This is a genomic window from Streptococcus cuniculi (assembly GCF_004570575.1).
GTDB lineage: Bacteria > Bacillota > Bacilli > Lactobacillales > Streptococcaceae > Streptococcus > Streptococcus cuniculi_A.
In genome coordinates, this window is the sequence record NZ_SPPD01000003.1 from 111975 (window position 1) to 131385 (window position 19411).

At 44.4% G+C, this 19411-nt stretch carries 21 protein-coding genes and 1 other annotated feature; all 21 genes read right to left on the minus strand.

Translation table 11 applies throughout. The features are described from left to right. Positions 1–114: 114 nt before the first annotated feature. On the minus strand, positions 115–1185 hold the full coding sequence (locus E4T82_RS03375) for a pyridoxal phosphate-dependent aminotransferase (protein ID WP_135181470.1): 1071 nt from the start codon (positions 1183–1185) through the stop codon (positions 115–117). Between the two features lie 498 nt (positions 1186–1683). After that, positions 1684–2406 (minus strand): tRNA (guanosine(37)-N1)-methyltransferase TrmD, encoded by a 723-nt coding sequence (gene trmD / locus E4T82_RS03380; protein WP_135181471.1) that lies wholly within the window; start codon positions 2404–2406, stop codon positions 1684–1686. Continuing rightward, positions 2396–2914 (minus strand): ribosome maturation factor RimM, encoded by a 519-nt coding sequence (rimM, locus tag E4T82_RS03385; protein ID WP_135181472.1) that lies wholly within the window; start codon positions 2912–2914, stop codon positions 2396–2398. Before rimM ends, trmD begins: the two co-directional genes overlap by 11 nt. Before the next feature lie 89 nt (positions 2915–3003). Then, positions 3004–3243 (minus strand): KH domain-containing protein, encoded by a 240-nt coding sequence (locus E4T82_RS03390; RefSeq protein ID WP_067089824.1) that lies wholly within the window; start codon positions 3241–3243, stop codon positions 3004–3006. 22 nt (positions 3244–3265) lie between these two features. Next, a complete protein-coding gene (rpsP, locus tag E4T82_RS03395; RefSeq protein WP_075104699.1) occupies positions 3266–3538 on the minus strand; it encodes a 30S ribosomal protein S16 in 273 nt (90 codons plus the stop codon). A 165-nt stretch (positions 3539–3703) separates the two neighbouring features. Further along, on the minus strand, positions 3704–4474 hold the full coding sequence (locus E4T82_RS03400; protein WP_135181473.1) for a class I SAM-dependent methyltransferase: 771 nt from the start codon (positions 4472–4474) through the stop codon (positions 3704–3706). Between the two features lie 54 nt (positions 4475–4528). Continuing rightward, positions 4529–4843 (minus strand): hypothetical protein, encoded by a 315-nt coding sequence (locus E4T82_RS03405; protein ID WP_135181474.1) that lies wholly within the window; start codon positions 4841–4843, stop codon positions 4529–4531. 23 nt (positions 4844–4866) lie between these two features. Then, positions 4867–8046 (minus strand): carbamoyl-phosphate synthase large subunit, encoded by a 3180-nt coding sequence (gene carB / locus E4T82_RS03410; protein WP_135181475.1) that lies wholly within the window; start codon positions 8044–8046, stop codon positions 4867–4869. Between the two features lie 361 nt (positions 8047–8407). Beyond that, positions 8408–9496 carry a carbamoyl phosphate synthase small subunit gene (locus E4T82_RS03415; RefSeq protein ID WP_135181476.1) on the minus strand — a complete coding sequence of 363 codons (1089 nt, stop codon included), beginning with the start codon at positions 9494–9496 and terminating at the stop codon, positions 8408–8410. A 50-nt stretch (positions 9497–9546) separates the two neighbouring features. Then, the gene (locus E4T82_RS03420; RefSeq protein ID WP_135181477.1) at positions 9547–10479 is read right to left on the minus strand and encodes an aspartate carbamoyltransferase catalytic subunit; all 933 of its coding nucleotides are present in this window, start codon (positions 10477–10479) and stop codon (positions 9547–9549) included. A gap of 11 nt (positions 10480–10490) precedes the next feature. Then, a complete protein-coding gene (pyrR, locus tag E4T82_RS03425) occupies positions 10491–11021 on the minus strand; it encodes a bifunctional pyr operon transcriptional regulator/uracil phosphoribosyltransferase PyrR (protein WP_135181478.1) in 531 nt (176 codons plus the stop codon). A gap of 325 nt (positions 11022–11346) precedes the next feature. Then, a complete protein-coding gene (locus E4T82_RS03430; protein WP_135181479.1) occupies positions 11347–11991 on the minus strand; it encodes a Pr6Pr family membrane protein in 645 nt (214 codons plus the stop codon). 78 nt (positions 11992–12069) lie between these two features. After that, complete coding sequence (locus E4T82_RS03435; protein ID WP_135181480.1) at positions 12070–12405, minus strand: zinc ribbon domain-containing protein YjdM; 336 nt, start codon at positions 12403–12405, stop codon at positions 12070–12072. A gap of 149 nt (positions 12406–12554) precedes the next feature. Continuing rightward, entirely contained in the window at positions 12555–13454 is a 900-nt protein-coding gene (locus tag E4T82_RS03440; RefSeq protein WP_135181481.1) for an RluA family pseudouridine synthase, read from the minus strand. Further along, complete coding sequence (gene lspA / locus E4T82_RS03445; protein ID WP_135181482.1) at positions 13438–13902, minus strand: signal peptidase II; 465 nt, start codon at positions 13900–13902, stop codon at positions 13438–13440. Before lspA ends, E4T82_RS03440 begins: the two co-directional genes overlap by 17 nt. A 1-nt stretch (position 13903) precedes the next feature. Further along, positions 13904–14809, minus strand: a complete 906-nt coding sequence (locus tag E4T82_RS03450; RefSeq protein WP_135181483.1) for a LysR family transcriptional regulator — start codon at positions 14807–14809, stop codon at positions 13904–13906. A 329-nt stretch (positions 14810–15138) separates the two neighbouring features. Beyond that, positions 15139–16002 (minus strand): GNAT family N-acetyltransferase, encoded by an 864-nt coding sequence (locus tag E4T82_RS03455; protein ID WP_135181484.1) that lies wholly within the window; start codon positions 16000–16002, stop codon positions 15139–15141. A gap of 84 nt (positions 16003–16086) precedes the next feature. Continuing rightward, positions 16087–16380: a 50S ribosomal protein L27 gene (rpmA, locus tag E4T82_RS03460; RefSeq protein ID WP_135181485.1), complete on the minus strand. Its 294-nt coding sequence runs from the start codon at positions 16378–16380 to the stop codon at positions 16087–16089. Between the two features lie 50 nt (positions 16381–16430). Next, positions 16431–16745, minus strand: a complete 315-nt coding sequence (gene rplU, locus E4T82_RS03465; protein WP_008808969.1) for a 50S ribosomal protein L21 — start codon at positions 16743–16745, stop codon at positions 16431–16433. 36 nt (positions 16746–16781) lie between these two features. Continuing rightward, positions 16782–16852: a sequence feature (ribosomal protein L21 leader region), on the minus strand. A 139-nt stretch (positions 16853–16991) separates the two neighbouring features. Continuing rightward, positions 16992–18206 (minus strand): tRNA uracil 4-sulfurtransferase ThiI, encoded by a 1215-nt coding sequence (gene thiI / locus E4T82_RS03470; RefSeq protein ID WP_135181486.1) that lies wholly within the window; start codon positions 18204–18206, stop codon positions 16992–16994. Between the two features lie 11 nt (positions 18207–18217). Beyond that, positions 18218–19360: a cysteine desulfurase family protein gene (locus E4T82_RS03475; protein ID WP_135181487.1), complete on the minus strand. Its 1143-nt coding sequence runs from the start codon at positions 19358–19360 to the stop codon at positions 18218–18220. Positions 19361–19411: the final 51 nt, after the last annotated feature.

Consider the following 19411-nt stretch of genomic DNA (forward strand, 5'->3'; position numbering starts at 1 on the left):
TCAATCATTTTCAGCCAAAATCTTTCAAAAAAATAAAAAGGGAGTAAAAGTCCGTCAGAAAACCACCGTTCCGACGAATTTCACTCTTTTATGACTCATTTGGAAAGCACCCTCTTATCCTTCATCGGTATTGATGCTGTTGATGATTAACACTTTGAGCACTTCCATTTCCTCAGGTCGACCAATTGTCATGCGGATATAGCCTGCTAAGACGCCGTCAGAATAGTACTTAAAATCAAACTGATTGGCAAACGCCTCATGGTAAAATCGCTCTGCCTGCTGAAAAGTAAAGGTGACAAAGTTGGTCTGACTAGGAAGAACATGACAGCCCTCTAGCTCTGTCAAAAAGCGATAAAAATCTTGTCTTGTTGCCTTGATTTGCTCAATGACTGTCGTCACTTCTTCTTGATAATCAAGGCTTGCTGATCCGATTTTTGCCACTACATTTGAGACACTGAAAGGAGGAATAGCCTTATCCAACTCATAAATCAAGCGTTCACAGGCAATCGCAAAGCCCAAGCGCAACCCTGCTAAGCCAAAGGCTTTTGAGAGAGTCCGCAAGACTACGAGATGATCGTATTGTCCAACCAAATAGACAAGACTTTGACTGTCTGAAAACTCAATATAGGCCTCGTCAAGAACCACCAAACCGTCAAAGCCTTGTAAGACCTTCTCGATTTCTTGCTCATCAAAAGCTACAGATGAGGGATTGTTGGGATTGGACAGCATGATGACCTTGGCATTTACCTGTTCTGCATAGGCGAGGAGCCTGTCTGCTGATAAGTGCAAACTTCCATCTCTCCACTCCAAAGGACTGGCTTCAAACTGGGAATCATGGAGTTGATTGTAGACTTGGTACATGAAAAAGTCAGGGTCTACGGTCAAAAAAACCTCCCCTTTTTTCAAAAAGGTGGTCACAATCATGTGGATGAGAAAATCTGACCCCACTCCTGCCGTGACCTGTTTCGCGTCCACACCTGCGTAGGCAGCGTACTTTTCAATCACTTCATGATAACAATTGTCACCGTAATAGAGTAAATCATCTAGCCCAATAGTCTGTGGTAACTGGTTCAACAAAGGACGCCAATCAATAAAACGATTCTCATTATTGGCCAAATCATGGTCTGCAATACGCTCTAGCTTATACGGTTCCCAGCTCTTTAATTCTTGTCTAAACTCTACCATTCTCCCTGTTCCTTCACTTTGTATAAATTCACTTTATTTTGATATAAAATGAATAATTATCCATTATTGTAGCATAAATTTACAGAAAATCAATCCCCTAGCAAAAAACTTTAGCATCATTTGCTCAATATCGTCATTTCGTTTCTACCTAAAGGTAGCCACAGCTGTAATCGGCTAAAGCCGAAACATCTGCCTATCCACTAAAGGGATTCTCAGCTGTAATCGGCTAAAGCCGAAACATCTGCCTATCTTTTTCATAGTGACTTTTAGCTCGAACACAATTCCGCATGATACAAAAGCTCGTTGACACGACTTACACTCGTTTTATTTCCAACCTCCAACAGTCTTCCAGACTATTGGAGCGAGTACTAAAAGATAAACTAAAAAAGACTACACTAACGTTTTCAGAAGACAAAAAAGCTGGAAACATCTTTCCAGCCTTTTAGTTTATTCTCTCCATCATTTCACCAGATTCCATACACTCAAGCTGAACAAGCATTACGAAGGGGACTGTCCTGCTATATCTTCCAACATTTCTGCTTCTTCTGCTGAAAATTCGTAGTGTTCGAGCAAGTCTGGTCTGCGCTCAAACGTCTTTTTCAAGCTCTCATACAAGCGCCATTTGCGGATATTTTCATGGTGGCCACTCATGAGGACATCCGGCACGACCATGCCACGAAAGTCATAGGGACGCGTATATTGGGGATATTCCAACAAGCCAGATGAAAAACTGTCATCCGTGTGGCTCGCTTCCTTGCCGATCACCTCTGGAATCAAACGCACAGTCGCATCTACCATGGTCATGGCAGCCAGCTCCCCACCTGTCAGGACATAATCACCGAGCGAAATCTCATCTGTCACCAAGGTCTTGATCCGCTCATCATAGCCTTCATAATGACCACAGATGAAAATCAAGTGGTCTTCCTGCGCCAGCTCCTCCGCATAGGCTTGGTCAAACCGCTTACCAGCAGGATCTAGCAAGATGACACGAGGTGCCTCCTTTTCAATCTGATCATAGGCATCAAAAATCGGCTGCGCCCGCAAGAGCATCCCTTGACCGCCTCCGTATGGCTCATCATCAACATGGCGGGATTTCTCTGCATTTTCACGAAAATTATGGTACTGAATCTCTAACAAGCCCTTCTCTCGCGCTTTCCCCACAATCGAATGCTCAAGGGGGGCAAACATTTCTGGAAAGAGGGTCAAAATATCAATCTTCATCGTCTAATCCTTCTGGAATCTCTACTTGGACCCGACCAGCTGCTACATCAACCTCAAGGACCACAGGAGGAATGTAAGGTAAGAGCAAATCCCGCTTGCCTTTGCGTTTGATCACCCAGACATCATTGGCCCCTGGCTGCAAAATCTCCTTGATGGTTCCAAGCAACGCCTCACCTTCATATACTTCAAGGCCGATGATTTCATGGTAGTAGAACTCTCCCTCGTCCAAATCTGCCAAATCTTCTTCGGCTACCTTGAGAGTATAATCGCGGTATTTCTCAATATCGTTGATATGGTACATTCCCTTGAACTTGATAATATCAAAGTTTTTCACCTTGCGGTGACTGGCAATTTCCACGTTCATGACAAATTGGTTTTTAGGATCAAATAAGGCTAGCTGATTCCCCTTTTTGAAGCGTTCTTCTGCAAAATCCGTCACAGACAAGACCCGCATTTCTCCCTGCAGACCTTGGGTATTAACAATTGTTCCAACTTTAAAATAATTCATGTGCTCTCCAAAACTGTATAGTATGTTTCATTTTACCATGTTTGCCTTATTTTCTCAAGACAAGAAAAAGAGCGGAAAATCCGCTCCTTTTACTTTTCATCAATGACAAGACGAACTTTTTTATCACTTGTCGGAACAGAATAAACAATCGTTCGAATCGCAGAAATTGTGCGTCCTTTTCTGCCGATAACGCGACCAATATCAGACTGCTCTAAGTCCAAGTGATATTCTAAAAATTCAGGTGTATCAACGATTTTTATCGTCAAGCTATCTGGCTGTGAAATCAAGGGTTTCACAATTGCAATAATCAGATTTTCTATCATGTCCATAAGTGTTCTCTCTTAATTCGTTTTACTTTGAGAATTTTGAATCGTGGAATTTTTGCATTACTCCAGCTTTTGAAAGGATGTTGCGAACTGTATCAGATGGTTGCGCACCGTTTGCCAACCATGCAAGAACGCGGTCTTCTTTCAAAGTTACTTGGTTTTCAGCAACAAGTGGGTTGTAAGTTCCAACTGTTTCGATGAAACGTCCGTCACGCGGTGCACGTGAATCTGCTACGTTAATACGGTAGAAAGGTTTTTTCTTAGAACCCATACGAGTTAAACGGATTTTTACTGCCATTTTCTATGAATCTCTTTTCTTTTATAATAATCGGTGAAATAGCTATACTATTTATCACATGTTCTATTATATCAGATTATTAAAGGGTGTCAAGAAAAAAACTTGACATCTGATGATTTTTTTATAGGTAGCACTATACTGCTACTTACTCTCTGACTCGTTTCCCTATTGTATCTCCTCACTTTTTGGTTTACGCCAAATACCATAGTGGAATTTCTGATTAGGACGTACTAGGCGCGAAAAACCGAGGTCTTCAAAAATCCTATCTCTGAAATGGGCCTTGAGAATAATCTTTTTTCTGGCTACTCGCTTGGCTTCTTCTAAAAGTTCTTCTGTTAAGCGTGACGGATTGGCAAGTCCTGCAAGACCTGCTAAGTTCTGTGATTCACGAATCGTTTCAGAAAACATGGGGTCAAAATAGACAATGTCAAAAGACTGACTGGGTTGCCGGCGTAAAAAGGATAGGCTGTCCATTTCGATAACCTCAATCGAGCGCATGGCGGAGTTAACTGCCTCATTTCCTGTATCCAACTCCTGCAAGCCCTGGCTGACAAGAAAGGCAATCAGGCGAGACGATTCGATTGCTGTCACCTGATGACCTGCGCTTGCCATGACGATGCTGTCAGAAGCAAGCCCCATGGTACAGTCGCAAATCCTTTTTGGCCCCTCACCGATAAGTTCTAGCAAGGGGTCCCGCCCAGATTTGATACGTAAAAGGGCTGTATCTGGGTGGAAAAAGAGGCGCTCGCCTCCCAACTGTTCAAAGACCAGTTTATCCTGATAGAGGACCAAGACATGACCGTAACGCTCTTGTAATTTCTTGACTGAATCTTTCCTGCGCTCCACATAAGCCACACCAAACAAGCGTGCAAGGGCTTTTGCACGCGCCACCAATTCTTTATCCATACCGAAGCTTGTTGTTACAATCCATTCCATACTGCCAGTATACCAAAAAAGATGACTTCTGTCGAAATCATCTTTTTCCAGTTGTTATATAGTTACTTTTGTGCGAATGACTTCTGCATCCAAGTCTGTTGCTGGTGTCCAGCCCGTTGCAAGGCGTTCTTTGATGTAGAGTTTGTTATAGAGGAATCCCCAAACAATCCTTACTCCAAGACCGAAAACATAAATATCTAAGGCGTGAGAAATAATGATAACCACAATTCTCACACCAAACATGATACCTGCCCACTTCCAGTCCTGACGGAATACTGGGGCAAGGAATTCAAATAGGAGAGCTGTCCACGAAAATCCAACAGAGACTTGCTTCACTTGTCCAGTAGGACTTACTAAATTCACTTTCATTTACATTCCTTATGGATAAAAACTTAAATCGCATTTGTCGTAAAGCTACGGCTTTCGAGCACTTGTAGCATGGCTTCTGCTGTATCAAGAGCCGTAAAGAGAGGAGTTCCTGTCTCAATAGCAGAACTTCGGATAATTTGTCCGTCCCCTTCTGCCACACGCTTGGTTCCTACTGTATTGATAATCGCCTGCACCTGCCCCCTGCAGACAAGAGCAGGAATATCGTTTTCTTCATCTTCACCTAATTTATTAACAGCAATGGATTCTACCCCATTTGCTCGGAAGAAGTCACTTGTTCCTTCTGTCGCAAAAATACCGTATCCAATCGCTTCAAAGCGTTTCGCTAGGCCAAGTGCTTCTTCCTTGGTCTCATCAGCAATGGTAAAGACCACATTCCCAAATTCTTCCAAATGGAAATGGCTGGCTTCAAAAGCCTTATAGAGTGCTTTTTCAAGGGTTCGATCTGTTCCCATTACCTCACCAGTTGATTTCATTTCAGGACCTAAGAGGCTATCCACCTTGGCAAGTTTTGTAAAGGAGAAAACTGGTGCCTTGACATGGACATTGGCTGACTCTAGATACAAGCCGTCCTCATACCCCAACTCTGCCAAGGTTTGACCTAAGATGAGCTTGGTCGCCACCTGCGCCATTGGAATATCTGTCACCTTGGACAAGAAAGGAACGGTACGACTGGCCCGTGGATTGACCTCAATAACATAGACTGTTTCATCCTTGATGACAAACTGAATATTCATCATTCCGATACAGTTAAGCCCAATGGCTAGGCGCTTAGTGTAGTCTGCAATGGTCGCTTGAATATCTTTTGATAAGGTCTGGGGAGGATAGACTGCCATTGAGTCTCCTGAGTGGACACCCGCACGTTCGATATGCTCCATAATCCCCGGAATGAGGACATCTTTACCGTCAGAAATGGCATCCACCTCACACTCCCGTCCGACAATATAAGAATCGACAAGAACTGGGTGTTCAGGGCTTGCTTTCACAGCTGTCCGCATGTAGCTACGCAAATCCGTCTCATTTTCAACGATTTCCATAGCGCGACCACCAAGGACATAGGACGGACGCACCAGAACAGGAAAACCAATCCTGCGGGCTGCCGCTACGGCTTCTTCCTCGTTGGTTGCAGTTTGCCCCGGTGGTTGTGGAATTCCAAGGTCTTTCAAGGCTTTTTCAAACAAATCACGGTCTTCTGCACGGTCTAAGTCTGCTACTTGGGTACCGATAATCCGCACACCTGCCTTGGACAATGGCTCTGCCAAGTTAATCGCAGTCTGTCCACCGAACTGGACAATGACACCAATCGGCTGCTCCAATTCTATCACGTTCATGACATCTTCAAACGTTAGAGGCTCAAAATAGAGCTTGTCTGATACAGAGAAATCCGTCGATACTGTCTCTGGATTTGAGTTCATGATAATGGCTTCATAGCCTGCTGCCTGAATGGCTTTCACCGAATGAACTGTCGCATAGTCAAACTCGACCCCTTGACCAATCCGAATCGGACCTGATCCCAAGACGAGAACGGATTCTCTCTCCGAACGAATAGATTCATTTTCCCACTCATAGGTCGAGTAGAAATACGGTGTTACACTTTCAAATTCAGCCGCACAGGTATCGACCATCTTATAAACTGGAACAATCCCTTGTTCCAAGCGGAACTGGCGGACTTGCTCTGGGCTTTGCTGCCACAATTCGGCAATCTTGCGGTCTGCAAATCCATTTTGCTTGGCCGTTTTCAGAACACCTGCATTTCCAACATTGGCTACTAATGCTGTTTCTAACTCGATGATATGGAGCAATTTATCCAAGAAAAAGACATCAATTTTGGTCAGATTGGCAATTTCTTCAACGGTAAAGCCACGACGCAGTGCTTCAGACACGTAAAAGAGACGGTCATCTTGTGCTTTGACAATTTTTTCAATCAGCGCATCATCGGTCACCTCTGCCAATTCACTCATTTCGTTGTGATGGACACCGATTTCAAGCGAACGGCAGGCTTTCAAGAGACTTTCTTCAATAGTGCGCCCAATCGCCATAACTTCACCAGTTGCCTTCATCTGGGTTCCCAAACGACGCTCACCCTTTTCAAATTTATCAAATGGGAAACGCGGGATTTTGGCAACCACATAGTCCAGCGCAGGCTCAAACATGGCATAGGTAGATCCTGTTACAGGGTTTATCATCTCATCCAAGGTCAAGCCAACTGCAATCTTGGCAGCGAGTTTGGCAATCGGGTACCCTGTCGCTTTTGAAGCAAGGGCAGATGAGCGAGACACACGCGGATTGACCTCGATGACATAGTATTTGAAGCTATGTGGATCAAGGGCCAACTGGACATTACAGCCCCCTTCAATCTTAAGAGCGCGGATAATGCTCAAGCTGGCATCGCGCAACATTTGGTTTTCAATATCTGATAGGGTTTGAGTAGGGGCAAATACGATGGAATCCCCCGTATGAATCCCCACAGGGTCAAAGTTTTCCATGTTACACACGACCAGGGCATTGTCTGCACTATCGCGCATTACTTCGTATTCGATTTCCTTAAAACCTGCAATCGACCGCTCAATCAAACACTGGGTTACGGGAGACAATTTCAAACCGTTTTCTGCAATTTCACGGAGTTCTTCTTCATTGGCACACATACCTCCACCTGTTCCCCCAAGGGTAAAGGCAGGACGGACAATGACTGGATAGCCGATAGTGCTAGCAAAGGTGATAGCTTCTTCGACGGTATTGACAATCTCCGATTCAGGGATTGGCTGCCCCAAATCTTCCATCAATTGCTTAAACAAATCACGGTCTTCTGCTTGGTCAATGGCCGACAATTTAGTTCCAAGAAGTTCAACTCCAAGTTCATCTAAAATACCTGCTTTGGACAATTCCATGGCCATATTGAGCCCTGTCTGACCACCGAGCGTTGGCAAAAGCGCATCTGGTCTTTCTTTTCGTAAAATCCGAGACACAAATTCAAAGGTAATCGGCTCAATGTAGACCTTGTCTGCAATTTCCTTATCCGTCATAATCGTCGCTGGATTTGAATTGACCAAGACAACACTATACCCCTCTTCCTTCAAAGCAAGGCAAGCCTGTGTCCCCGCATAATCAAACTCAGCCGCCTGACCAATAATAATCGGACCAGACCCAATCACCATAATCTTCTTAATATCACTACGTTTTGGCATAATTTATGATACAAACGCCGTAAAGCGAGGCAAAGGAAAATAGGAAAGTTGGCGCAGACGCACAGGCGTCTAGCGAACTTTATCTTTTTCCGCAGTCTCGTAGGCGTGTTCACTTCAGCAATTTCAGCCATTTCTGACCCCATTTGCTCAGTAAAACCTGTATCTTCTCCTTTCTTTTCATCAACTCTCTAGCTGCCATTGATACTCGTCAAAAATCAAACTCTGACATCGTTACCTCGCCTTGCTGGACTTTTGAGAAAAGTAGTTACTTTTCTTATTTCCAACCTGAAATAGTTCTCAACTATTTCAACTAGCTTCGGCTTCATTGCCTTGTCAGCCTTCAATTTTTATAGAGTACGAATCATTTCTTACCTATCTCTGCTTGAAAGGCATCGATCAATTCCATGAAATCGTCAAATAAGTAGCTCGCATCATGTGGCCCAGGTGCCGCATCTGGGTGGAATTGAACAGAAAAGGCTGGTTGATAACGGTGGCGAACACCTTCGACCGATTTGTCGTTGATTTCTTCATGGGTAATCATCAAACAGTCTGGCAAGTCCTCACGGGACACTGCAAAGCCGTGATTTTGGGAGGTAAAATCGACACGCCCCGTTGCAATTTCCCGCACGGCATGGTTAAAGCCACGATGACCAAATTTCATCTTGTAGGTACTTGCTCCATTGGCTTTGGCCAACAACTGATGTCCCATACAGATTCCAAAAATCGGGATTTTCCCTTGAATGCCACGAATCATCTCCAAGGCTTCTGGTACATCATCTGGATCACCAGGGCCGTTCGATAGCATGACACCGTCTGGAGAGAGGTTCAAAATCGCCTCAGCGGTCGTATCAAATGGCACTACGGTAATGTTGCAGTCCCGCTTTGAAAGTTCCCGCAAAATAGAATGCTTCAAACCGAAGTCAACTAGAACAATATTGCGCCCAATCCCTGGTGCAGGATAGGCTGTCTTGGTTGAAACTTGTGCGATATTATTGGTTGGCAATACTGTTGCTCGCAATTGATCGGACAGGTGATCGACCGAGTCTCCCTTGTCTGCCAAGGTCGCTCTCATGGTCCCATGCTGACGGATAATCTTGGTGAGCGCACGCGTGTCAACCCCTGCGATTCCCGGAATTTTCTTGGCCTTTAAAAACTCATCCAAGGTCATTTGATTGCGCCAGTTATTAGCACGCCGTGCCCATTCACGAACAACAACCCCCTTACAGGTCGGAGTAATAGACTCATAATCATCTCGATTGACCCCGTAATTTCCCACCAAGGGATAGGTGAAAGTCAAGATCTGCCCGTTGTAGGACTGGTCCGTAATGGACTCCTGGTAACCTGTCATCCCCGTGTTAAAGACAATCTCTCCCGTCACATCAATATCTGCTCCGAAGGCTTCGCCCTCAAAAATCGTTCCATCTTCTAAAATTAACAATCTTGTTGCCATCGTTTTCCTCCTCGTCTGCTCTCTCTGGAGCCTGTTAACGTTGTTAGTTATTACTGATTAGCTCTTGCATGTAATACCGCTTCTAAAATCGCCATTCTGACAAATACCCCATTTTGCATCTGGCGGACAATGCGTGATTTGGGTGCTTCGACCAAAGCGTCTGCAATTTCCACATCCCGATTGACTGGGGCTGGGTGCATGATGATAGCAGATTCTTTCATGCACTCATAGCGTTCTTGCGTTAAACCATACAAGCGGTGATAGTCTTCTTTTGAGAAACTCTCATTGCCGTCATGGCGCTCATGTTGCACGCGCAAGAACATCAAGACATCTGCCTGAGGGACAATCTCATCGAGTGAAATATGCTGACCATAGGCATCAAATTCTTCCGCATACCATTCGCGAGGTCCTGCAAAAAACAAGGTCGCTCCTAAGCGTTTCAAAATCTGCATGTTGGACTTAGCGACTCGTGAGTGGGTTAAATCCCCTGCAATCATAATCTTCAAGCCCTCAAAGTAGCCAAATTCTTCATAAATGGTCATCAAATCCAACAAGGACTGACTCGGGTGCTGCCCCGAACCATCGCCCCCGTTGACAATCGAGGCCGTAATGGTTGGACTGTCTATGAGTGCCTGATAATAATCTACTTCTGAATGCCTGATAACACAGATGTCCACGCCCAAGGCACTCATGGTCAAAATCGTATCATAGAGGGTCTCCCCCTTATTGACCGAACTGGTCTTGGCATCAAAATCAATCATGTTGAGACCTAAGCGCAATTCTGCCATTTCAAAGGACTTATGGGTCCGTGTCGAATCTTCAAAAAAGAGATTCGATACATAGGCTTCTTGTGAAATAGCTACCCTTGCCTCGCCCTTTTTAAAAGCCAGACCGCGCTGAATCAGCCCCATCACTTCTTGACTTGAGAGACTTTCCATGGTCACTACATGCGGGAGTGACACCCTTCCATCGATGATTGCCATCTCTCTACCTCTTATTTTACCTCATTTGTATCGAGCAACAAGACCGAATCATTTCCATCTGCCTCGACCATGTGTACAATGATTTCTTCCGTCCGACTGGTCGGAATGTTTTTTCCGACATAATCCGCCCGAATTGGCAACTCACGGTGCCCTCGGTCAATCAAAACAGCAAGGCTCACTCGCGCAGGACGACCAAGAGAGACGATATTATCAATCGCTGCCCGAATGGTGCGCCCTGTATAGAGGACATCATCAACCAAAATGACATCACGGTCATTGACATCTGCTGTCATCACAGTCGTGTCTTCTTCGACTTTCATGTCATCACGGAAAGGTTTGGTATCAAGTTCCCCGAGTGGAACTTCAATTCCTTCTAGCTGTTTCAACCGCTCTTGGATGCGCTTTGCGATATACACCCCGCGCGTCTTAATCCCTGCTAAGACGATATTGTCCAAATTTTTATTGCGCTCGATAATCTCATAGGTAATCCGCGTAATGGCACGTTTCATGGTCATATCATCAACTATTTCTTTGGTTTTCATGAGTAACCCCTTTCTCTTGCCCAATGGCACAAAAAAATCTCCTTGACACAAGGAGATTCCAGAAAATAAGGGTCGTGATAGCCCGAAACCTGTAGCATACATCGTCTTACGCCTTGCCTAATGGCAGTGTAACTTGCGGCTCAAGACCGATGAAGACCCACCTCGGAACTTCTCATCCAACCTGTTTTTAACTGTACTCCTTGCCTGTTTCACGGAACAGTCCTTAAAGGATTTATTTCAACTAGTATAACAGAATTTTTCTGAAAAGACAAATACTATATAGAAAATGACCATTGTATTTTCTATTTTTCTATTGCCACAATTGTTAAGTCGTCTGCTGCTTTCTCGATAAAGCTGGTAATTTAATCGCTTTGACTAGGAACAGTCCATAACCGGCCAGCAGATAAGCGACGAAAATCGTTGCAGCATAAGTTAGGACATACTTCCAGCCGTATTTGGGCACATTCAAAAAGAAATAGGCAAACGGACTATCTTTGGCATCTGGAATCGGCAGCTTAATGATTAGACCATTGACAAGCGCAAAAGCTAGGTAGGCAACGGGCAGAGCTGTCCACCAAATCGGGTCGAACCACTTGTACTGCCTTTGTCGATCGATGAATAAGGTATCCAGAAGGAAATAAAGAGGCACAATGTAGTGGCAGAGGAGATTTTCCACCCGCCAAAAATCAGTCGCTAGAGGCGCCAGCATGAAATGATAAATCACACAGGTAATCATGATCGACATGGTAACGGCTGCTTTCAAGCGCAGAAACCCTCGACTTTGCAAGTCTTTCCCCTGATAGAGAGCATAGACCATATAAGTCGCAAAGAGCGAGACCAAGAGATTGGATTGCACCGTATAGTAGAGCAACATCCCAATCCCATACTTTACAATCTCAAGCGTTGTTCCGATAATAGCTAATACCGCTAGCAAGCAACGTGAATAAAAATAATTACTTTGACCTTTCAAGTCATTCCTCCTAAAAGAATAAGAGGGAGCGAGGACTCGAATGTCCCCTACTCCCAATTCTTGTAAAAATCTGTTCGTTTAGATTTTCTTTACAAATTCCGATTTTAATTTCATCGCACCAAATCCATCAATCTTACAATCGATGTTGTGGTCACCCTCCACGATCCGAATGTTTTTGACACGGGTACCTTGCTTGAGGTCTTTGGGTGCCCCTTTGACTTTCAAGTCTTTCATTAGGGTGACGGTATCGCCATCTGCCAAACGATTGCCGTTTGCATCTATCGCAACAGGCCCCTCTTCTTCGACAACATCTGCTGGATTCCATTCGTAAGCGCATTCTGGGCAGACGAGTAAAACGCCGTCTTCATAGACATATTCTGATTGGCATTTTGGACAATTTGGTAAAGTTTCCATAATAACTCCTCTTCTTTTATTAACCTACCTAGTATAGCATGCTAGCACAAATTGAGCAAGCTCTACTTGTTAAAAATCAGCTATGCTACTTTTCTTGGTAGCGACTTCCTGATGAGGCTCGCTCCGCTCGCGAAAATCAGATGTTCATTTTATAGAGTATTCGTTTTTCTCAGCTTCTCCAAGGTCTCACGGAAAATAGCTGGCGCTTCTGCCGTAAAGGTCACGACCTCCCCTGTCCGTGGGTGGGTAAAGCCGAGCGTCTTAGCATGTAAAAATTGACCATGACCTTTTAAGGTCTTGCGCGGTCCATACACCTCATCGCCTGCTACTGGGTGACCGATATAGGCCATGTGGACACGAATCTGATGTGTCCGCCCTGTTTCAAGGGTCAATTCGACCAAGGTATAGTCTCCGAAGCGCTCCAAGACCTGAAAACGTGTCAGAGCTTCCTTGCCCTTTGCGGTCACCGCCTGTTTCTTGCGGTCCTTTTCAGAACGTCCGATAGGCGCTTCAATCACACCGCGGTCATTGGGCAGATTGCCATGCACAATTGACATGTATTTGCGTAAGGATTTCTTGGCTTTTAGTTCTTCTGCCAGTTTCTGATGGGCTTCATCATGTTTTGCAACCATCAACAGGCCTGAGGTATCCTTATCGATCCGATGGACGATTCCCGGGCGCATCACACCGTTAATCCCTGACAAATCCTTGACATGATACAAGAGGGCATTGACCAAAGTACCCGAGGTATGACCCGCAGATGGATGCACCACCATGCCCTGCGGCTTATTGACAACCGCGACATCTGCATCCTCATACACAATCTCAAGCGGAATGTCTTCTGCCACATAGTCGACTTCTGCTACTTCTGGTAGCTCATACTGGATACAATCCCCTGCCTGCACGGTATATTTAGCTTTTTTTATCTGGCTATTAACCAGCACCAATCCAGCCTTTATCTGCTCATTTGCGATCGAGCGCGATAAGGGAGTCAAGTCAGCCAAGACCTTATCGAGGCGAAGACCGCCGGTTTCAACTCTTACTTCCATTTTTCTCTTCTTTCATGATGCAAATAAACAGGACAGCAACTCCTACGGTCAGATACATGTCTGCGACATTGAAGACAGGAAAATCAATAAAATCAAGATGAAACATGTCGACTACATAGCCCAGACGAATCCGATCGATAAAATTTCCCAGTCCTCCTGCAATCACGAGCGACAGACTGGATAAGAGCCACAAACTCCCCTTGATATGCTTGATAAAATACCAAATCGCAGCCGTCATCACAACCAAGGTCACAACAACGAAGAACCATTGTTGGTTCTGGAGAATGGAGTAGGCTGCTCCGTAATTGCGCAGGTAATAGATATTGACCAACTTGGGGATAAAGGCTCGCTGTTCATTTAGGGCGATATTGGCCACTGTCCACACCTTGACCCATTGGTCCAAGATAATCAAGGCCACTATCCCTAGTGGAAATCCAATTTTTCTCATACTATCCTTTCTTCTTGGCAAAATAGCTTTCCATCACTTGAATAAAGTCTTGCGCACACTGGCTCAGCTCGCTATCTTCCCGCTTGACGTAGACCATGCGATTGCCCTTTCCTTCCTTAAATGGAATGACGGTAATCCCGTGCACACTTTCGCTGTCTAAGAAACCCGACCCCGTCGCATAGGCGTCTGTCCGCTCTAAAATCCCGTTTAAGGTTGCGCGATCTGTGACGTCAAAGGTCACAGAAGAATCCGATGTATCAAAGAAATTCTCAGAATAATAGAGATATTCATCTTTTTCCTGCGTGAAACGCACCGTTGGTAAGCCCGCCAAATCTGCTAATTCAATCTCGGATTTTTGCGCCAAGGGATGTCCTTTGCGAATGTAGATATGAGTCTGAAAAGGAATCAAATCCACCACTTCCAAGCGTAATTTATCCAGCTTTTGCATAATGCCCTTGGTATTGCGGTTGTTGAGATAGATGATTCCCAGCTCACTATGTCCCTGTGCTACTTCGTCTAAAATCTGCACGGTGGTTGATTCAAACAAGCGAAACTTGGGATATTCTGGAAATTGCTGCGAAAATTCTGTGATGAGGGGAGGCAGAAAATCATAGTGCTGACTAGAAATCGAAAATTCCACTTCGCCATCATCTGCCTGCAAATAGAGATTTTCAAAACTATCAAATCCCTTGACCAAACTTTGAGCCTTGTCATAAAACTCCATTCCACGCCTGGTCAAAAAGGTTCCAGAGCTGGTGCGGCTAAAAATCTTAAAGCCTAATTCTTTTTCCAAATCGCGCACAGAAATGGACAAGCTAGGCTGCGATACAAACATTTTTTCCGCTGCTTCTCGAAAGGTTCCGCTATTTGCAATCGCCACAACATAGCGTAATTGTTGAATATTCATTCTGCCACTTCCTTTGTAAAATCTTCTTCATTATACCATAATCCATGGCAAATGGGATATCACAAGTCGTACAAATTCCTGATGGAAGGCATATAAAAAACAGCGAAAGCTGGCTTTGGTAACAGGCATTCTTTTAAAATTTTAGACAAGTGAGTAGTTCAATTTACTTGTCTTCCCTTGACTTTATTGTAGCATAGCTCGCTATCTTGTGTAAGCCCTAAGAAACTAATGAACCTTATTTCTAATCAAACCAAAAAATCTTTTCATCAACATGATTTGTTTATTGATAGCTCCACAAGGCTTTTTCTTCTGTTCTTCTGTATGCGGTTCTAGGTCTCAGTAGTCAGGTAGACGACCTCTGTGACATCTGTGAAGCCGAGTTTGCGATACAGAGTGGTAGCTACTGTGTTTTCTTTTTCAACGACAATCTGAAATGCTTTATCATTTTGAGAAAGCAACTGACAAATGACCTGTTTCATTAAGTAACTCCCCAGTCCCTGTCCTTGATAAACAGGTGCTACTCCCAAGCTAAAAATATGGTTATAATCAGATGCCATATCGATTGTGACCGAAGCAAGGACTTCCTTGTCTTTCGTCAGTACATATAACAAGGTGTCGTCTCCTTCAAGGCTAGCACGTGCATATTGTTCACTATAATCGATGCTGTTCTGAAAGGCTTCAGCTTGAACCTTGGCAATGGCTCCAATCATCTCCTTTTCAGCTAAGACAACTTTACAGTCATCACGACTCTCCAGCTCATAGGGATTTCGCTCTCGCCGTAACCACAGTTCTGTACAGTCTTCTTCGACCAAGTTAAACTGAGATAGCAACCATGGATTTTTCTTGATAAAGATTCGCTCTGTCTCATAGGAAATCCCTGACAGTTGATACTCTTTGACAACTTGGAAAAATGCTGCTTCCAAGGCCCTTGCAATTCCCTGTTTTCTAGCTGACGGCAAAACAAAGAGCGATACACTTACATCCTCTCGTTTGTCCGCATAAACATAGAGACAGCCCAATAATGCCTCTTCTTCATAGGCTAGAAAGATGCAAGGCATATCTGGATCAACATTGTAGTCATTCGCCAAATAAGGGATACTAGCTGTCCCATCATATTTATGACAGGTCTCTAGCAAGTCCAAGACCTGCTTCATTTCTTCATCTGATAAACAATTCCTTTTCGTAATCCTCATATCACATCCTCCTGAACAAAAAGAACCTGCCCGAAGGCAAGTCCTCAAGTAAGCTTTCTAAAGCTAGTAATAAGGTATTCCTTATTATTTCGCGATTGGGTAAACAGATACTTGTTTTTTATCGCGTCCTTTACGTTCAAAACGTACTACGCCTTCTACTTTAGCATAAAGTGTGTCATCTCCTCCACGACCTACGTTCGCTCCTGGATGAATTTTTGTACCACGTTGGCGGTAAATGATAGAACCACCTGATACAGTTTGACCGTCAGCAGCTTTCGCTCCAAGACGTTTTGCTTGAGAGTCACGACCGTTTGACGTTGAACCTCCACCTTTTTTGTGGGCGAATAGTTGCAAGTTAGCAAGATTCAAGTTTAACATAATGTTATTCCTCCAATATTCTGTGATGAGTGTTGTTTCGCTAAGCTAGATTAAGCATTAATCGCGTTGATAACAACTTTTGTATAAGGTTGACGATGACCTTGTTTACGGTGGCTACCCTTTTTAGGTTTGTATTTGAAAGTAACAACTTTCTTTTGTTTTCCTTGTTTTTCAACAGTTCCAACAACAGTAGCACCTGCTACAAGTGGAGTTCCGACAACAGTCTTTTCACCACCAACAAGAACAACTTCGTTAAATGTAACGTCTTGACCAGCTTCAACGTTCAATTTTTCAACGTAGATTGCTTGACCAACTTCAACTTTAACTTGTTTTCCGCCAGTTTTAATGATTGCGTATGTGCTCATTATGCACCTCCTATGATAATGTGGGATTCTCCCGAGTTTTTTGTGAAGACTCGCCTAGCATCGTGGGAAAAACCTCTTAAACGATGTTCGAGCGGTTGCACAGGCTGTGCATAAGTCAACATTCTTATTCTATCACTCTTACTAGGATTTGACAAGTATTTATACTCCAAAAATCAAATAATCGTAATTAATCGTAATTATTGTAATTATTTTTATACTCGCATCTCTTTGTCAATTGATTGCTTCCTACAACAAATCTTGAATCAAGTCATCCACTTCGTCTTGTTCTGCTTGTGGGGTGATTTCGGTCACCATAATGCCACGAACGGCTCGCTCCACTAATCCGTCTATGTCTAGGCGACTTTCGTACTGCTCGACATTTTTGATCTTCGGATTGGTTTTCGGACGGTCTGGCGCAAAAATGGTACAGCAGTCCTCAAAGGGTTGAATTGAAATCTCAAAGGTATCAATTTTCTCAGCAATGTCAATAATTTCTAACTTATCCATGGTCACAACAGGACGAATGACAGGCGTATTGGTCACCGCGTTAATGGCCTGCATGCTTTCCAAGGTCTGGCTAGCCACCTGCCCCAAACTTTCACCATTGATAATGACGAGACCATTGCGTTCTTCACGAATGCGATCGGTAATCCGCATCATAAAGCGGCGGGTTAGGGTCATCAGATAGGCTTCAGGGGCTTTTGCCTTAATCTCCTCTTGGATTTCTGTAAACGGTACCTCGATAAACTGGATATTGCCACCGAACTTGGTCAACTTCCGTATCAAATCCTGTGCCTTTTTCAGTGCACCGGAGCTGGTGTAGGGAGGGCTAGCAAAGTGTACTGCCTCAATGTCCACACCACGTTTCAGTGCTAGATAGCCTGCTACCGGTGAGTCAATTCCACCCGACAGCATGAGCATGCCTTTTCCAGATGTTCCAACAGGTAGACCTCCTGCTCCACGAATCGTTTCGTAGGAGATATAGGCTGCTTCTGTACGAATCTCCACCCGCAGCTCAATGTCGGGTGCCTTCATTTTCGCCTGAACGGTTGGAATGGCCTCAAAAACAGCATTTCCCAAGGTTTGATTAAGCTCACGACTGTCCAATTCAAAGTCATGGTCACTTCGCTTGCTGGACACCTTGAAGGTCATGCCTTCTTGGTAGATGTCGGTCATGATTTCCTGCACTGCTGCAATCAAGGCTGGAACGGATTTCTTAATCTTATAGGAAGGGGAAAAGGTTTGTATCCCAAAAATCTGCTTGAGACTTTCGGCTACTGGCTTATAATCCGTTCCGTGAAGGTAGACATGAGCCCGATCACGGTCTGCCATAACTGTTACCGCCGGATAAATGGACAAGACATCCTCGATATTCCGTCTAAGTTTCGTGATAAATCGCATCCGATTCTTGCCTTTTGTAGACAATTCACCGTAACGAATCATAATTTCTGAATACTGCATGCTTTCTCTTCCTATCTTACTTTTTGCGTTTGTTCATAGATGAGCTTAAAAGTCGTCAATACCTGCTCCATTTGACTCATGTCATTCTCCAAGTCCAAACTCATACGGACAGCTGTCGTGGCTATCTGAGGTTGAACTCCCATGGATAACAGGGTTCCTGCTGGTTTTCCTGCCTTGGATGAACAGGCTGACGTCGTTGAAATATAGATGTCATACTCCTCAAAGGCATGAACCAAAACCTCCCCTCGAACACCTTTTAAGCCAAAAGTTAAAATATGAGGGGCAAATCGCTCTTGACCTGAAAAAATAGTGATGTCCTTGTACTGCCTTAGTCCTTGGCGTAAAACCTGCTTCATCTGGCTGGTTTTCTCGGCAAATACCGCTTGTTGCTCCATTGCCAGTCGAAGCGCCTTAGCGGTCGCTGCAATTCCTGCTAGATTTTCAGTCGTTGAGCGCTTGTTCTCTTCCTGACCACCACCTGTTAGGAGCGGGGTAATTTTCTTGCCGTTTTTGACATAGACGAAGCCAACACCCCGAACACCATGGACTTTATGGCTGGAAAAGGTTGCAAAATCAACACGGTCTGTCAGATAGTCAGCTGTAGGAATTTTAGCCAGAGCCTGAACCCCGTCCACGTGGAAAGAAATGGTCGGCTTATCTCTTAGCAGGTCCGAAATAGCCTGAATGGGCTGAATCGCCCCTATCTCATTATTGACCGCCATGACGGATACCAAGATTGTATCCGGACGCAGCAAAGCTGCTAATTTTTTAACATCGACAAAGCCCTCTTTGTCAACGGGGGCAAAATCCACTTCAAACCCTTGTGTGGTCAGCCAAATCGCTGATTCCTTAACAGCGGGGTGTTCAACGGCTGACACAATCACATGCCTGCCAAATGGTGCCTTCTCAAAGGCAAGCCCCTTGATAACCCAGTTATCTCCCTCAGTCCCACCAGAGGTGAAAAAAATCTCCTCTGGCATAACCCCTAACAAATCGGCAATTTGTTTCCTAGAAGCCTGCAAGATTCGACTTGCTTGACTACCGAGACGATGCAAACTGGACGGATTTCCCCAAATCTTGCTAGCAACTTCTGTATAGGTTGTCAGCACTTGGGGATAAGGACGAGTCGTTGCTGCATTATCTAAATAAATCATCGTGTTCCTCTTTTCATCTATCTTCCCATTATATCAAATTTTAGGACTTGA

Bases quoted from the DNA above. Each gene is read 5' to 3' on its own strand.
- E4T82_RS03375 (WP_135181470.1), bottom strand. From the start codon at position 1,185: ATGGTAGAGTTTAGACAAGAATTAAAGAGCTGGGAACCGTATAAGCTA.
- rpsP (WP_075104699.1), bottom strand. From the start codon at position 3,538: ATGGCAGTAAAAATCCGTTTAACTCGTATGGGTTCTAAGAAAAAACCT.
- E4T82_RS03390 (WP_067089824.1), bottom strand. From the start codon at position 3,243: ATGGACATGATAGAAAATCTGATTATTGCAATTGTGAAACCCTTGATT.
- E4T82_RS03405 (WP_135181474.1), bottom strand. From the start codon at position 4,843: ATGAAAGTGAATTTAGTAAGTCCTACTGGACAAGTGAAGCAAGTCTCT.
- E4T82_RS03475 (WP_135181487.1), bottom strand. From the start codon at position 19,360: ATGATTTATTTAGATAATGCAGCAACGACTCGTCCTTATCCCCAAGTG.
- thiI (WP_135181486.1), bottom strand. From the start codon at position 18,206: ATGCAGTATTCAGAAATTATGATTCGTTACGGTGAATTGTCTACAAAA.
- E4T82_RS03415 (WP_135181476.1), bottom strand. From the start codon at position 9,496: ATGGCAACAAGATTGTTAATTTTAGAAGATGGAACGATTTTTGAGGGC.
- rimM (WP_135181472.1), bottom strand. From the start codon at position 2,914: ATGAATTATTTTAAAGTTGGAACAATTGTTAATACCCAAGGTCTGCAG.
- E4T82_RS03420 (WP_135181477.1), bottom strand. From the start codon at position 10,479: ATGGCAATCATCGATGGAAGGGTGTCACTCCCGCATGTAGTGACCATG.
- E4T82_RS03450 (WP_135181483.1), bottom strand. From the start codon at position 14,809: ATGAATATTCAACAATTACGCTATGTTGTGGCGATTGCAAATAGCGGA.
- rplU (WP_008808969.1), bottom strand. From the start codon at position 16,745: ATGAGCACATACGCAATCATTAAAACTGGCGGAAAACAAGTTAAAGTT.
- carB (WP_135181475.1), bottom strand. From the start codon at position 8,046: ATGCCAAAACGTAGTGATATTAAGAAGATTATGGTGATTGGGTCTGGT.
- E4T82_RS03435 (WP_135181480.1), bottom strand. From the start codon at position 12,405: ATGGAAACTTTACCAAATTGTCCAAAATGCCAATCAGAATATGTCTAT.
- rpmA (WP_135181485.1), bottom strand. From the start codon at position 16,380: ATGTTAAACTTGAATCTTGCTAACTTGCAACTATTCGCCCACAAAAAA.
- E4T82_RS03400 (WP_135181473.1), bottom strand. From the start codon at position 4,474: ATGGAATGGATTGTAACAACAAGCTTCGGTATGGATAAAGAATTGGTG.
- pyrR (WP_135181478.1), bottom strand. From the start codon at position 11,021: ATGAAAACCAAAGAAATAGTTGATGATATGACCATGAAACGTGCCATT.
- lspA (WP_135181482.1), bottom strand. From the start codon at position 13,902: ATGAGAAAAATTGGATTTCCACTAGGGATAGTGGCCTTGATTATCTTG.
- E4T82_RS03455 (WP_135181484.1), bottom strand. From the start codon at position 16,002: ATGAGGATTACGAAAAGGAATTGTTTATCAGATGAAGAAATGAAGCAG.
- trmD (WP_135181471.1), bottom strand. From the start codon at position 2,406: ATGAAGATTGATATTTTGACCCTCTTTCCAGAAATGTTTGCCCCCCTT.
- E4T82_RS03440 (WP_135181481.1), bottom strand. From the start codon at position 13,454: ATGGAAGTAAGAGTTGAAACCGGCGGTCTTCGCCTCGATAAGGTCTTG.